Annotated in this window: 13 protein-coding genes and 1 tRNA gene; 1 reads left to right on the top strand and 13 read right to left on the bottom strand. The window is 67.3% G+C overall.

The annotated features are described in order from the left end of the window. From RMO40_RS14000 to RMO40_RS13940, 13 genes are all read right to left on the bottom strand, one after another. The coding region (locus tag RMO40_RS14000) for an NnrU family protein (RefSeq protein ID WP_309722300.1) at positions 1 to 435 on the bottom strand (435 nt) is incomplete at its 3' end. 35 nt (positions 436 to 470) lie between these two features. Beyond that, the gene (locus tag RMO40_RS13995) at positions 471 to 1,649 is read right to left on the bottom strand and encodes a substrate-binding domain-containing protein (protein WP_309722296.1); all 1,179 of its coding nucleotides are present in this window, start codon (positions 1,647 to 1,649) and stop codon (positions 471 to 473) included. A 13-nt stretch (positions 1,650 to 1,662) separates the two neighbouring features. Next, a complete protein-coding gene (locus tag RMO40_RS13990) occupies positions 1,663 to 2,043 on the bottom strand; it encodes a DsrE family protein (protein WP_309722293.1) in 381 nt (126 codons plus the stop codon). After that, a complete protein-coding gene (locus tag RMO40_RS13985; protein WP_309722291.1) occupies positions 2,040 to 2,471 on the bottom strand; it encodes a glycine cleavage system protein H in 432 nt (143 codons plus the stop codon). The genes RMO40_RS13990 and RMO40_RS13985 overlap by 4 nt, the downstream gene beginning before the upstream one ends. A gap of 23 nt (positions 2,472 to 2,494) precedes the next feature. Next, positions 2,495 to 2,590: transfer RNA gene (locus tag RMO40_RS13980), tRNA-Sec, on the bottom strand. A gap of 23 nt (positions 2,591 to 2,613) precedes the next feature. After that, entirely contained in the window at positions 2,614 to 4,554 is a 1,941-nt protein-coding gene (gene selB / locus RMO40_RS13975) for a selenocysteine-specific translation elongation factor (protein ID WP_309722288.1), read from the bottom strand. Next, the gene (selA, locus tag RMO40_RS13970) at positions 4,551 to 5,999 is read right to left on the bottom strand and encodes an L-seryl-tRNA(Sec) selenium transferase (protein ID WP_309722285.1); all 1,449 of its coding nucleotides are present in this window, start codon (positions 5,997 to 5,999) and stop codon (positions 4,551 to 4,553) included. Before selA ends, selB begins: the two co-directional genes overlap by 4 nt. Beyond that, positions 5,999 to 7,024, bottom strand: coding sequence for a formate dehydrogenase accessory protein FdhE (fdhE, locus tag RMO40_RS13965; protein ID WP_309722282.1), 1,026 nt, complete (start codon positions 7,022 to 7,024; stop codon positions 5,999 to 6,001). The genes selA and fdhE overlap by 1 nt, the downstream gene beginning before the upstream one ends. A gap of 64 nt (positions 7,025 to 7,088) precedes the next feature. Next, on the bottom strand, positions 7,089 to 7,709 hold the full coding sequence (locus tag RMO40_RS13960) for a formate dehydrogenase subunit gamma (RefSeq protein WP_309722279.1): 621 nt from the start codon (positions 7,707 to 7,709) through the stop codon (positions 7,089 to 7,091). Further along, on the bottom strand, positions 7,706 to 8,590 hold the full coding sequence (fdxH, locus tag RMO40_RS13955; RefSeq protein ID WP_309722276.1) for a formate dehydrogenase subunit beta: 885 nt from the start codon (positions 8,588 to 8,590) through the stop codon (positions 7,706 to 7,708). Before fdxH ends, RMO40_RS13960 begins: the two co-directional genes overlap by 4 nt. Before the next feature lie 2 nt (positions 8,591 to 8,592). Continuing rightward, positions 8,593 to 11,679 carry a formate dehydrogenase-N subunit alpha gene (fdnG, locus tag RMO40_RS13950; RefSeq protein WP_309722274.1) on the bottom strand — a complete coding sequence of 1,029 codons (3,087 nt, stop codon included), beginning with the start codon at positions 11,677 to 11,679 and terminating at the stop codon, positions 8,593 to 8,595. A gap of 221 nt (positions 11,680 to 11,900) precedes the next feature. Further along, a complete protein-coding gene (locus RMO40_RS13945; RefSeq protein WP_309722303.1) occupies positions 11,901 to 12,113 on the bottom strand; it encodes a DUF2788 domain-containing protein in 213 nt (70 codons plus the stop codon). Continuing rightward, a complete protein-coding gene (locus RMO40_RS13940; RefSeq protein WP_309722271.1) occupies positions 12,110 to 12,955 on the bottom strand; it encodes a DUF2189 domain-containing protein in 846 nt (281 codons plus the stop codon). Before RMO40_RS13940 ends, RMO40_RS13945 begins: the two co-directional genes overlap by 4 nt. 104 nt (positions 12,956 to 13,059) lie before the next feature. Between RMO40_RS13940 and RMO40_RS13935 the strand changes: the two genes are divergently transcribed. Then, on the top strand, positions 13,060 to 13,920 hold an 861-nt coding region (locus RMO40_RS13935), incomplete at its 3' end, for an aldo/keto reductase (RefSeq protein WP_309722269.1).

Below are 13,920 nucleotides of genomic sequence, written 5' to 3'. Positions count from 1 at the left end.
GCGGCGCTTGAGCGAGATGCGCTCGGCCACGGCCCAGGCGAGAAAGCCACCGAACAGCAGCACGTCGGCCAGCGTGCCATTGACCAGCAGGTGCGACAGCGCCCACAGCTTGGTGGCCACCAGCATCGGGTGCTTGGTCACCGACTTGATGCGCCCCGGCAGGTAGGCCGCCAGCAGCAAGGGGAACACCGGCAGCATCAGCAGCATCACCAGGTGGCGCATGCCGGCGGGGGGTGTGTACAGCAACACCGGTGACTGCCGCGCGAGGCCGTACCCATAGACCAACAGCACAAAGCCGGCCAGCGACACCACGGCGTAGATGCCTTTCCAGGCTTTTTCGTTGCGCGCGGCCTGTGCGTCACGCCAGGCGGGTGCCACGATGGCCACGGCGTGCATGCCGAGGAACAGCACAAGGCCTAAAACAAGCAGGGTCATGGAGGGCTCCAGCGGCAGCAGTGAAGGGGCGCAGTCTACTGGCTGTGGGTCACGCTCCCGGGCCGGGTGCGCGCAGCACCCGGCCACCACGGCAGCGCAGCCGCCATCTCGAGCGCCACACCGGGCGCCGCCGCTGGCGTGTAGCCCGGCAGAACCGCCAGCCGCGCACGCCATTCGGGGCCAGCCAGCACGGCGCACAGGCGTTGTACCGCTGGGTGTTGCAGGCTGGGTTTGAGGCAGACCAGAAAGTATTCTTCGTCGACCAGCGGCACGAAGTGCAGGCCGAATTCGGCAGCCGCCGCTTCGATGCCCAAGCCCACATCGGCCAGGCCGCTGGCAATGCTCGCAGCCACGGCCACATGGGTTTCTTCGATGTGTTCGGCATCACCTGGCAAATGCTGCGCGGCCAAACCCGCCTCGTGCATCAGGTGGTCAACGAGCAGGCGCGTGCCCGATCCCACCTGGCGGTTGGCAAAACGAAGCGGCAGGCGCATCAGGTCGCTGAACCCACGCACCTGGCCCGCGTGTTCACGCCGCAGCATCAGGCCCTGGCGCCGCCTCACGCAGCCGATCAGCATGTGCAGCTCCGGCTTGAGCAGCGGCTTGAGCGCCTTCACAAACGTGGGCGCCGCACCGTGCAACGCCGGCACCGGAAACCCTGCCACCACACACTGCCCTTCGTTGAGTGCACGCAGGCTGTCGAGGCTGCCCTGGAAATGGATGTCCAGGTGCAGCGCGGCGCTGCTGTCGGCCACCTGCTGAAGAATGGGCAAGGCCAGGCCGTGGCTGGCGGCCACGGTCAGCACCTGGTGGTGTTCGTCGCGTGCGTCGGCGAGCACACGCGCAAGGTCAGCGCGCAAGGCCTCGATGTGCGGCTGCATGCGGGTGCGGGCACGGCGCTCGGCCCACAACAAGCGCTCGGCAAACGGCGTGAGCGTGGCACGCTGCCCGCGCGACCAGACGATGAGCGGCTCGTTGAGCACGGTCTCCCACTTCTTCAACGCGCCCCACAAAAAGCGGTAGGAGCAGCCAAGGTCTTGCGCGGCATGCTGGATCGAGCCGCCTTCGCGCACGGAGCTGAGCAGATCGAACAAGGGGCTGCCGAGGCTCGCACCACGTTGTTCGCCAGGCTCGAAGGCGTAGTGCAGGTGAACGCCAACACCGACCGGGTCTGCGGGGTGCTGTTCGTCTTTGCGCTGCCGGGTCGAAGCCATGGCCATCTTTCGCTCAAAACACCAGGGTGCGCCAACTCAGGTCGCTCGCGCGGGCCATGAACTGCACCGCGCCGCCGCGCCGTGTGCACTCAGGAATCAGCACCGTGGCGCCCAGGCCGTTGGCGTGCAATGCGTCGGTGCAGGCGTAGAACACAGCGCCGTGGGTCGCCGCTTCGCGCATCGCATCGTAGATCGATTTGTCGTGTGCTGCCGCGTACAGCGCTTGTGCCACACCGGGCTGCAACAAGCGAACGCTGCGGGCGGTGAAGTAGATCTCGACCGGCATGTCGAGCGCGGCGGCGGCGGCCGCATGAAAGAAAGGCGTGGCCAATCGGTGCGGCGTTTCAGGCTCGCTGGCCCACAGCAGAATCGCAATGCCTGAGGCTGTGTTCATGGCAACTCCCGAAAGGCTTCGGCATGGCGGGCCATCAGCGAATGCACGCCCTCACCTCGCGCCAGCTGCGCCCGGTCGCGCTCGAAGTCGGTCACGGCGAGGCGCGCGATCCAGCCTTCGCCATAAGGATCGGTGTGCACCCGTTGCGGCGCGTCGTCGAGCAGCGGGTTGACGGCGAGCACCGTGCCCGAGACGGCGCACTTCACCGACACGATCGCCTTCGCCAACTCGACCACCGCGATCGCCCGCCCCTGCTCGACCCGCGTGCCCACCGGCTTGGCGCGGCACATGTAGATCTCGCCTGAGAGCTTGATGCCCAGTGAGGTGATGCCCACCGTGGCGGTGCCGTCACGTTCCAGCCGCGCCCACACGTCGTGCTCGACGAGGTAGTAAAGATCGGCAGGGAACGAGAGCTCATGCAGGTTCATCGAGCCCTCGCCTCGAAGCAAGATGGCGGAAGGGTGTGGGAGTCGAACCCACCCGGCGACGCATGGCGCCACCCACCGGGTTTGAAGCCCGGCCGTTCCACCGGGAACGTTTCCCTTCCTAAAACTTTGGGGACGCGTGGTTTCACCGCGCCGCCTCTGCGAATGCCACCGAATCGCTGCGCAAACGGTGCACATCACCCACCCGCCGCAACAAGCCGATGTGATCGAAATACTCCAGCAGCTGGATCGCACGCTTGCGGCCGAGCCCGGTGGCGTCGCGGAAGCTGCCGGCCGTGACTTCGCCGTCGTGGCTCGCCGCCACTCCACGCGCCAGCGCCGCAAGCGCCACCATGCAAGCGGTCGGATAAAACAAGTCTTTCACCACCTGATGCAACTCGCCCCCGCTCGCCAGCCGGGCCAGCGTGGTGCGTATCAAGGGCTCGCTCTCATTCGAGGCGCGCGCCAGGTCTCGCGCCCAACTGCCTTCGAAGCCCGCCGCGGCCAACCAGGGCGCGATCTTCTGCGCAAGCCGCTGATCGGCGGCCGACAAGCGCGAGCCGTGCTCAGTCAGGTGAACGAACGAGCCACGCAACGCCAGGTCGCCTGCGGCCACCAGGGCGGCCAGCAAGGCGCGCCACAGCGGCTCGGGCAAACGCGGCGCGGCCAGGCGGCGCAAGCGACCGGCATCGGGGCCGAGTTCATCGGGCCGCTGCGCGTGAAACACCTGCAAGGCCGCCAGCACCGCCTCGCGCACCACGGCGCGGTGTTCTGCCCCCAGTGCCCAATCGCCTTCGGTCGCATCGACTGCACACAGGCTGCCTTCGGGCAAGGGCGGCATGGCTGCTGCGTCCAGCCCCTCGGCGCACAGCCAACGTCGCAAAGCCACGCCGTGTGTCGCGGCGGCGAGCAGCGCGGCAAGCCGCGCCTCGGCCAGCGGCTGCGCCCAGGCCGCCAGCTCGACCAGGCGCTGCGGCGTGCGCCGGTAGCGCGTGGGTGCAAACGGGTCGAGCACCTCACCGCCAGCCAGCGTGCGGCTGGCCGAGTTGTCGCGCAGCACCACGCGGTCGCCACGCCAGGCCGCGATGGGCTGGCTGAGCACGATCTGCACACGGCCGTGGGCGCCGGGCGCGAGCGCGTCTTGCGCCTCGGGGCGGTCGAGCACGGCCACCGTGCCCATCACGTCGCTGGCCCCGATGTGCACATGCACCGGCGTGCCCGAGCGCAGCGGCTTGGTCTCGCCGTGCCACAGGGTCAGCGTCGCATCCAGTCGCTGGGTGTCGAGCGCGGCGTGCGGTGCGGCGAGCCACTGGCCACGTTCGATGTCGTCCTTGGCGATGCCCACCAGGGCGACCGCACAACGCTGCCCCGCGTGGGCCTCGGTCACCACCTGGTTCTGCGCATGCAGGCTGCGCACCCGCGCGCGCAGGCCCTTGGCCGAGGGCGTGACTGCCAGCTCATCGCCGACCTGCACACGCCCCGCGTGCACCGTGCCCGTGACCACGGTGCCCACACCCGCCAGCGTGAACGCCCGGTCGATGGCGAGACGAAATGCAGCGCCTTCGCTCGCACGCTGCGCCGTGCTGCGGGCGGCCTCGAACAACAGCTCGCGCAAGGCCGCGAGGCCAGCGCCGGTTTGCGCCGACACCGGCAGCACCGGCGCACCCGCCAGCGAGGTGCCATCCAGCAGCGCAGCCACTTCGTCTTGCACCGCAGCCACCCGCTCGCCATCGGCCCGGTCGACCTTGGTCACGGCCACCGCACCACGCGACAGACCGAGCAGCGACAGCACGGCCAGGTGCTCGCGTGTTTGCGGCATCACACCGTCGTCGGCCGCGACCAGCAACAGGCCGTAGTCGATGCCGGTGGCACCGGCGAGCATGGTGTGCACCAGGCGCTCATGGCCAGGCACGTCGATGAAGCCGATGCGTTCGTCGGCGTGGGGTGTGTCGAGAAAGGCGTAGCCGAGCTCGATGGAAATGCCGCGTCGCTTTTCTTCGGGCAGGCGGTCGGTGTCGACGCCGGTCAGCGCACGCACCAGCGTGGTCTTGCCGTGGTCGATGTGACCGGCGGTGCCGACGATCATGAGCCAAGCACCTCGCTGAGCCGAGGCAACTGCGCGACGAAGGGCGCGCTGTCTTCGAGGCAGCGCAGGTCGAGCAGCAATCGGTCGTCGGCAATGCGGCCGATCACCGGCAGCGGCAGGCAACGCAGGGCGTGGGCGAGACGATCGAGCGCGGTGCCCACGCCTTTCTTCGCGCCGGCCGGCGCGATGGCCAGGCCCGCAGAGGGCAGCCGTTCGACTGGCAGTGAGCCGGAGCCGATCTGGCCCAGCAACGCCACCACCTCGACGCTGAACTGCGGCGCCACCGCAGCGGCCACTGCCGGCTGCAACGCATGCGCCATGGCGCGAATGGCGTCGGCGGGTCGCGTCAGCAGGCGCAGCGTCGGCAGGTCTTGCGCCAAGCGCTCGGGCCGCAGATAAAGCACCAGCGTGGCCTCAAGTGCGGCCAGTGGCAGCTCGCTCATGCGCAGCGCACGTTTCATCGGGTACTTGCGGATGCGGCCCACCGCCTCCTTGCTGCCAACGATCAGGCCGGCCTGTGGGCCACCGAGCAGCTTGTCGCCGCTGAAGGTGACGACGTCGCAGCCGGCGGCGAGCATTTCTTGCGGCGTGGGCTCACGCGGCAGGCCGTAGTGGGCCAGGTCGATCAGCGAGCCGCTGCCGAGGTCGGTGGCGAGCGGCACACCCTTCGCGTGCGCAATGGGTGCAAGCGTGGCCTCGTCGACCGCGGCAGTGAAACCTTGCACCGCGTAGTTGCTGGTGTGCACCTTCATCACCAGCGCCGTGCGCTCGTTGATGGCGCGCTCATAGTCGTGCGGGTGGGTGCGGTTGGTGGTGCCCACCTCGACCATGTGCGCACCGGCGCTGGCCATCACGTCGGGCATGCGAAAGGCGCCGCCGATCTCGACCAGCTCGCCGCGCGAGACGATCACTTCCTTGTCGCGCGCCATCGCGGCGATGGTGAGCAACACGGCCGCCGCGTTGTTGTTGACCACGGTCGCGGCCTCGGCGCCGGTGATCGTGCACAGCAGTTCTTCGACGATGCTGTCGCGGTCGCCGCGCCCACCCGAGGCGAGGTCGTATTCGAGGTTGTTCGGGCCGGCCATCATCGCCAGCAGGTGTTGCAAGGCGCTGTCAGGCAACAGCGCGCGGCCGAGGTTGGTGTGGATCACGGTGCCGGTGAGGTTGAGCACGCGGCGCATGCGTGGCGCCAGGCGCGCGGCGATGCGCTCGCCCAAGGCGGCATCGAGCACAGGGCCTTGCACCGCCGAGGAATCCAGCTCACCGGCCAGCGCCTGCGTGCGCAACGCGTCGAGCAGCGCACGCGCCTCGGCCGTCACCAGGGTGTGCCCCTGTTCGGCCACCAGCGCTGCCACGGCGGGCGAGCGCAAGAGCCGGTCGACGGAAGGCAGGTCCTTCGCGCTGGCCTTGGAACCGTGAACCACGGATTCGGCGGGCCGGGCCATCAGCGGGCCCCTGGGCTTGGCGGCGGCTCGGGCTCGCCGACAGGGTCACCAAAAAGAAGCATCAGGTTGACACCCTGGCGCTTGAGCCCGGTGTCGGACACCAGCAGGTCGAGCGTGAGCGTGGCCAGGTCGTCGGCCACCGGCTCGACGAAGGGGTCGCGGTCGGTGTGCATGATCTTCAGGTAGTGGCCACAGTCGTCGCAGGTTTCGGCCTGCACCACGGCCACCGCGGCGCGGCCGGACGGGTCGCCCTCCGACCCGGCCACATCGAGCGACTGGTAGGCGATGCTCTTGGTGCTGAGGCAGTGGCTGCACTTGATGCGCAGCATGTGCCACTGCATGCTGCACAGCGAGCAGTGCAGGTAACGCTGGCCGAGCAGCTCGCCGCTGGTGCGCGTGAGGCTGGCCACCGGGCGGCTGCCGCAGCAGGGGCAGGCGGTCTCGTCGTCGATGCGGCCGAAGGGCTGGCCGCGGCCGTCTTGCTGGCGCTGCAGCACGCTGCTCACCAGCTGCGACCAGTACACCTGCAGCGCGGCGGCGATGATCGGCGCGGTGCCGAGGTCCAGCCCCTTCATCACACCGGTGAGCAGGCAGTCGGCCTGGCGCTCCAGCCAGTCGGCGGGGCACTCGGCCAGGTGAGCCAGCGTGTGCCGGGCACCGCTCGGTGCCTTGAATTGCATCTCGGCCACCAACGCACGCAACACACCCTGCCAGGCCGCGTGGCGTGGCCATTCGGAGGCGGGCAACGGCGGCACACCGAGGCGCGCGGCGTGATCCAGCGCGTCGGCATCGGGCAGCGGCACGCGGGGGATGCGGGCCAGCTGATCGTGCTGGGCCTGCGCCAGGTCGGCCATGAAGTTCAGAAAGTCTTCCATCGAGTGGCCACGCGCCAGCTGGCGCAGGCGCATCGCGCGCTCGGCGAACAGCGTGCCGCGCTGAGGCGGGTGCAGGAAGGGCGTCTCGCCGCCCGCCTTGGCGGCAATCTCTTCCGGCGACATCACCCGCACGGTGGCAGTCACAGCCATGAAATCCACCTCTCTGGAAACGAACGCGGGCGCCCGGGGGCGCCCGCCACACGATCATGCACCTTCACTTGCCTTCAGTCATCTTGCGGTGCCACAAGGCATGGTTTTGCCGGGCCCAGCCTTCGGTGACGGTGCCGCGCGTCATGGCGCGCACAGTGCCCTTGACCCAGATCGCGGCGTAGACGTGAACGATCACCGCCAGGATCAGCACCACTGCCGCCACGGAGTGCAGCAACACGGCGGCGCGTTGCAGGCCGATCGGGAAAGCACCGGTGAACCACGGTGCCCAGAACATGAAGCCAGTGACCAGCATCACAAGCAGGCTCACAGCCATCAGCCAGAACACCATCTTCTGCCCGAAGTTGTACTTGCCCACCGGCGGCATCTTGGACTTGTCGCCGCGCAGCATGTCGCCCGCATGCTTGCGCCACTCGCGGTCGGCGTCGTTCAAGACGTTCTCGCGCCAGAGACGGAAAAACATCAGGAGGAAGGCCAGGAACATCGCCACCCCCAGGAACGGGTGCAGGATGCGCGCCCACTGCCCGCCACCGAACAGGTGGGTGAAGAAGTAGAAGCTCGGGTGGAAGAAGGCCAGGCCCGACAGCCCGGCCAGCACGAACATCAAGGCGATGACCCAGTGGTTCATGCGCTCGCTGTCGGTGTACCTCTGAAGCAAGCGGCTCATGATGGCTCCTTCTCTTCAGGCTTTTCTTCAGGCTTTTCTTCAATAGGCCCCACCTTCATGTAGTGGAAGAAACCCGCCAGCACAGCGCCGATCATGCCGGCCACGGCCAGCGGCTTGGCGATGCCCTTCCACACCGCCACCATCGGGCTGATGGTGGGGTTCTTCGGCAGGTCTTCCAGCTCGGGCCGGTCGGCATGCTTGAGGACATACATCACGTGGGTGCCACCCACACCTTGCGGGTTGTAGAGGCCGGCGTTCTTGAAGCCGCGCTCCTGCAGCTCCACCGCGCGCTTCTCGCCGTAGGCCACCATGTCGTCTTTGGTGCCGAAGCCGATGGCGCCGGTCGGGCAGACCTTCACGCAGGCCGGCTCCAGGCCCACGCCCACGCGGTCAGAGCACAAGGTGCACTTGTAGGCCTTGCTGTCTTTCTGGCTGATGCGTGGCACGTCGAAGGGGCAGCCCTTCACGCAGTAGCCGCATCCGATGCAGTTCTCACTGATGAAGTCGACGATGCCATTGGCGTATTTGACGATGGCCCCCGGCGCCGGGCAGGCCTTCAAGCAGCCCGGGTCTTCGCAGTGCATGCAGCCGTCTTTGCGGATCAGCCATTCGAGGTTGCCTTCCTCGGGCTCGACCTCGAAGAACTTCATCACCGTCCACGAAGTCGGCGACAGGTCGCTCGGGTTGTCGTACACACCGATGTTGGTGCCGACCTCGTCGCGCAGGTCGTTCCAGTTCATGCACGCGACCTGGCAGGCCTTGCAGCCGATGCACTTGGACTCGTCGATGAGCTTGGCGACCTGCGGCGCCGAAGTGCGCACCTGCGGGCTGGGGGTGGTGGTGGCCGAGCGGGCGACCACGTCGAGTGATTGCATGCTCATGATCAGCCCACCTTTTCGATGTTGACGAGGAAGGCCTTGAACTCAGGTGTCTGCGAGTTCGCGTCCCCTACGAACGGGGTCAACGCGTTGGCCAGGTAGCCGTTCTGCGTGACCCCCTTGAAGCCCCAGTGGATGGGGATGCCCACGTGGTGAACGCGCTTGCCGTTCACGTCCATGCCCTTCATGCGCTTGGTCACCACACACGCCGCGATCACCTCGCCGCGGTTGCTGCGCACCTTGACCTGGTCACCCTGCTTGATGCCTTTCTCTTTCGCCAGCTCTTCACCGATCTCGACGAAGGGCGCCGGCTGCACGATGGCATTGCTGCGCGAGTGTTTGGTCCAGTAGTGCAGGTGCTCGGTCAGGCGGTAGGTGGTGGCCGCGTAGGGGAACTCCTCTTTCTTGCCGAAGGCTTCGAGGTCGCCCTTGTAGACCCGCGCCGCCGGGTTGCTGACGGCTTTGGGGTTGTTGGGGCACATCAGGTTCACGCCCACCGGTGTCTCGAAAGGCTCGTAGTGCTCGGGGAAGGGGCCCTCGGCCATGCCCACGGCGTGGAAACGCGCCACGCCCTCGGGGTTCATGATGAAGGCGCCCACACCCTGATCGGGCGCGGCGTCAGGCCGCATGTCGGGCACGTCGGCACCGCCAGCCCAACTGGTGCCGTTCCACGCGAGGTACTTGCGTGACGGGTCCCAGGGCTTGCCGTCTTTGTCGGCGCTGGCGCGGTTGTAGAGGATGCGCCGGTTGGCGGGCCAGGCGAAGCCCCAGCCGGGGAACACGCCCAGGCCGGTCGGGTCGGCGGTGTCGCGCCGCGCCGTCAGGTTGCCCGCCTGGCTCCAGCAGCCGGCGTAGATCCAGTTGCCACACGAGGTGGAGCCGTCGTCGCGCAGCATCGCAAAGGCTGGCAGCTGCTCGCCCGCCTTCACCAACACCGCGCGCGGGGCTTTCGGGTCTTTCGGGTCGGGCGGGGCCAGCACGTCGGCCAGAGCCTTGCCGTTGATCTCGCGCAGCACCTCGCTCGGGTGGGGCGTGTTGGCGTTGATGTACGGCCAGGCCAGGCCTGCGATCGGCTCCGGCAGCGCCCCACCATCCTTGGCATACATGCCACGCAACTTCATGAACAGGCGCGCCATGATTTCGGAGTCGGGCTTGGCTTCGCCAGGTGGGTCGACGGCTTTTTCCTTCCAGTTGATGACGCGGCTCGAGTTGGTGAAGCTGCCGGTTTCTTCGGCAAAACAACTGGTCGGGAAGCGGAACACCTCGGTCTTGATGTCGGCCGGGTTGACGTCGTTCAAGGGGCCGAAGTTCTTCCAGAACTCGCTGGTCTCCGTCTCCAGCGGGTCCATCACCACCAGGTATTTCAGCTTGGCCAGCGCCTGCGAGAGCTTCTTCTTGTTGGGCACCGCGGCCAGCGGGTTGAAGCCCTGCACGAGGAAGCCGTTGACCTTGCCCTGGTGCATGCGCTCGAAGATGGCAAGCACGTCGTAACCCGTGTCGCGCTTGGGCATCCAGTCGTACGCAAAGTCGTTCTCCGGCGTGGCGGCGTTGCCGTAGTAGGCCTTCATCAGGCTGGTGTGCCACTTGGGAAAGTTTTGCGTGAAGGCCATCTGCCCCGGGCGCAGCGGCTTGCCGGTGCGCGCGGCCAGGTAAGTGGCGCGGTCGACGTCGGCATCGACGGGGGCGCCGAGGTAGCCCGACAGCACCTCGGAGTAGGCGCACATGTCGGTGATGCCCTGCACGTTGGCGTGGCCGCGCAGTGCGTTGACACCCCCACCCGGGCGGCCCATGTTGCCCAGCAGCAGCTGGATCATGGCCATGGTGCGGATGTTCTGGCTGCCCACCGAGTGCTGTGTCCAGCCGAGTGCGTAGCAGATCGTCATCACCTTGTCGGGTGTCGACGTTTCGCCCAGCATCTGCGCGATCTTCAGGAACTGGTCTTTGGGCGTGCCGGTGATGCTGCTCACCAGCTCGGGCGTGTAGCGCGCGAAGTGCTTCTTCATCTGCTGGTAGACGCACAGCGGGTCTTGCAGCGTCTCGTCGACTTTCACGAACCCGTCTTCGCCCATCTGGTAGCCCCAGCTCGCCTTGCTGTAGGAGCGCTTGGCCTCGTCGTAGCCGCTGAAAAAGCCGTTGTCGAATTGGTAGTCGGGCTTGACCAGGAAGGCCACGTCGGTGTTCAGCTTGACGTAATCGAGGTGGATCTTGTTGTTCAACAGCAGGTAGTTGATGACACCGGCCAGGAAGGCAATGTCGGTGCCCACGCGAATGGGCGCATACACATCGGCCACCGCGGCGCTGCGCGTGAAGCGCGGGTCGACCACGATGAGCTTGGCCTTGCGCGTTTGCATGGCCTCGACCACCCACTTGAAGCCACAGGGGTGCGCTTCGGCGGCAGTGCCGCCCATGACGAGAACGAGATCGGTATTCTTGATATCAGTCCAAGAATTCGTCATCGCTCCGCGACCGAAAGTCGGGCCCAGACTGGACACCGTCGGCGCGTGTCAGATACGTGCTTGCGTATCGAGTGCCACCATCCCCAGGCCACGCGCCACCTTGACGCTGATGTAGCCCGATTCGTTGGACGCCGCCGATGACATCAGCATCGCGGTGCTCTTCCAGCGGTTGACGGTGACGCCCTTGTCATTGGTCTTGATGAAGTTGGCGTCGCGGTCGGCCTTCATGTGCTTGGCCACACGGGTGAGCGCGTCTTCCCATGAGAGGCGCTTCCACTCGTTGCTGCCGGCCTCGCGCACCTGCGGCGTCTTGACGCGGCTGCTGCTCTGGATCATGTCCATCACACCGGCGCCCTTGGGGCACAGCGTGCCGCGGTTCACCGGATGATCCGGGTCCCCTTCCACGTAGATGATCGTCGACTTGACGTTTTTCGCCTTGTCGCCGAGCGTGTACATGATGAGCCCGCAACTGACCGAGCAATACGGGCAGGTGCTGCGGGTTTCGGTGGTGCGGGCCAGCTTGAAGCTTCGCGTTTCAGCCAGGGCGGCCGTGGGCGAGAAGCCCAGCGCGACCAGGCTGGAGCCGACCAGCCCCGCTCCACTGACCCGGAAAAACCCTCTCCGGTCCAAGTCCATGGTGAGATCTCCTCCTCAAGGAAACGAAGGGCCGCTCCCGAGTTCCTTGACCCCTCGGGGGCGGGCTCGGCTTGCCGAGCCCTGGGGCACTCAATGCGCCTGACCCGCGGGGCACGACATCCCTGCGGCAGTGCGAGGGTCATTGGACACCGCCCGCCTGGCGCCCGCGTAAGCGCCATCCCTTATGAACGGCGGTGCCAATGCTGGTGGCGTCGATCGGCCTACTTTTCAATCAGCCACTGGATCACGTACTTGGCCGCAAAGCCCACCATGCCCAGCCCCAGGCCGAGGAACATGACGAAGGTGCCGAACTTGCCAGCCTTCGACTCCCACGCCAGCTGCCCAATGATGAACAGCATGTAGAGCATGAAGGCACCCAGCCCGAAGCTGAGGCCAAAGCCCGAGATCTGCGCTTCGGTGAAGCCGAACATCAGCGGCTCGCGTCAGTGCCCAGGCCCGACCACTGGCTGTCGCGTGGTGGCAGGCTGGCCGGGTCGACCAGGTCGCGGTAAGCGTGCCAGCTCGCGTGGCCCAGCACGGGCATCACCACGATCAGCCCGATGAACAGCGACGCCAGGCCCAGCATCGTGAAGCCTGCGATCAGCACCGCCCACAGCCCGAGCGGCAGCGGGTTGGCCAGCACCGTGCGCCAACTGGTGAGCACCGCTTGCAGCAGGCTGATGCGCCGGTCCAGCAACAAGGGCATCGACACCACGCTCGACGCAAAGATGGGTGCCGCCAGCACCCCACCGAGCGCCAGCCACAGCTCGAACAACCAGCCCTCCTTGGCCAACACCACGTGCTGCACGAAATCCATCGGGGTGTGGATGGGCACCGGCGCGAGCAGCGTGATGAGCGCGGCCGAGGTCAGCACCCAGCCGGTACCGGCCAACGCCAGCAGCGCGCCGAACTGCACCATGCACCAGTAGTCGTTGCCCCATTTGTTGATGTGGCTGTGCTGCCAGTTGAGCCAGGTCTTGGCCACCACGGCGAGGCCGGGTTGTTCTCGCCGCTCGATGGCGCGGCTCAACGCGTACAGGCCGGTCGCCAGCACCGGCGCCACCACCAGGAAGCCCGACAAGGCCCCTGCGAGCAGCCAGAAGCGGTTGTGCGCCACCGCCACGATCGCCGCACCCGCAAGGGCCAGCACCAGGCCCTGCGCGAAGCTGACCCAGCCGGCGCGCAGCATGTCGCGCCAGCCGAGCACCAGCCAGACCAACGGCCGGCCGAGGCCGATGCTGCGCACGGCGGGAAGGGGGTCGGGAACTGGGTTCATGGGTGGTGCCCTGTGAGGCCAGGGCCAGTGTAGGCACCCCTGCGGTCGCGTCGGAACAGGCTGCGATGCTAGGGTGGCGCACCGCGCCGCTGGAACACACCGCCATGCCTGACTTCCCACCCACCGCACCCAACGCTCCGAACCGGCGCGCCTTGCTCAAGGCGTTGTCGGCGCTCGCACCATCGCTTGCCTGGGGGTCCACCGCCCATGCGCAAGCCGTTGGCGGCGCCGTGGTCACACGCCCGATTCCATCGAGCGGAGAAGCCCTGCCCGTGGTCGGCCTGGGCAGCTGGATCACCTTCAACGTCGGCAACGACCGCCAGGCGCGCGACGCCTGCGCCGAGGTCATGCGGGCGTTCTTCGCAGCCGGCGGGCGACTGGTCGATTCGTCGCCGATGTACGGCTCGGCGCAGTCGGTCATCGGCCACGGGCTCGCGCACATGGGCGGCAAGGCGCCGGTATTTTCCGCCGACAAGGTGTGGATCTCTTCTGGCGCCAGCGGGCCGGCGCAGATCGAGGCCTCGCGCCGCCTGTGGAACGTGCCGCGTTTCGACCTGCTGCAAGTGCACAACCTGCTGGCCTGGGAAGAGCACCTGGCCACGCTGCTGGCCATGAAGGCCGCAGGCCAATTGCGATACGTCGGCATCACCACCTCGGAGGGGCGGCGGCACCGCGAGATCGAGGCTGTGATGCGCAGGCAGCCGATCGACTTCGTGCAGGTCAGCTACAACCTGCTCGACCGCGAAGTCGAGCAACGCATCTTGCCGCTGGCGCAAGAGCGCCGCATCGCGGTCATCGTCAACCGGCCGTTTCGCCAGGGTGATTTGCTGCGCGACCTGCAACGCCACCCGCTGCCAACCTGGGCGGCCGAGATCGGGTGCGACGGCTGGGCGCAGTTCGCGCTCAAGTTCATCGTCTCGCACCCGTCAGTGACCTGCGCCATTCCGGCCACCGGCAGCGTGGCC

The organism is Rhizobacter sp., assembly GCF_031412075.1.
Classification (GTDB): Bacteria; Pseudomonadota; Gammaproteobacteria; order Burkholderiales; family Burkholderiaceae_C; genus Rhizobacter.
This window is presented reverse-complemented; position numbering and strand designations above follow the sequence as displayed.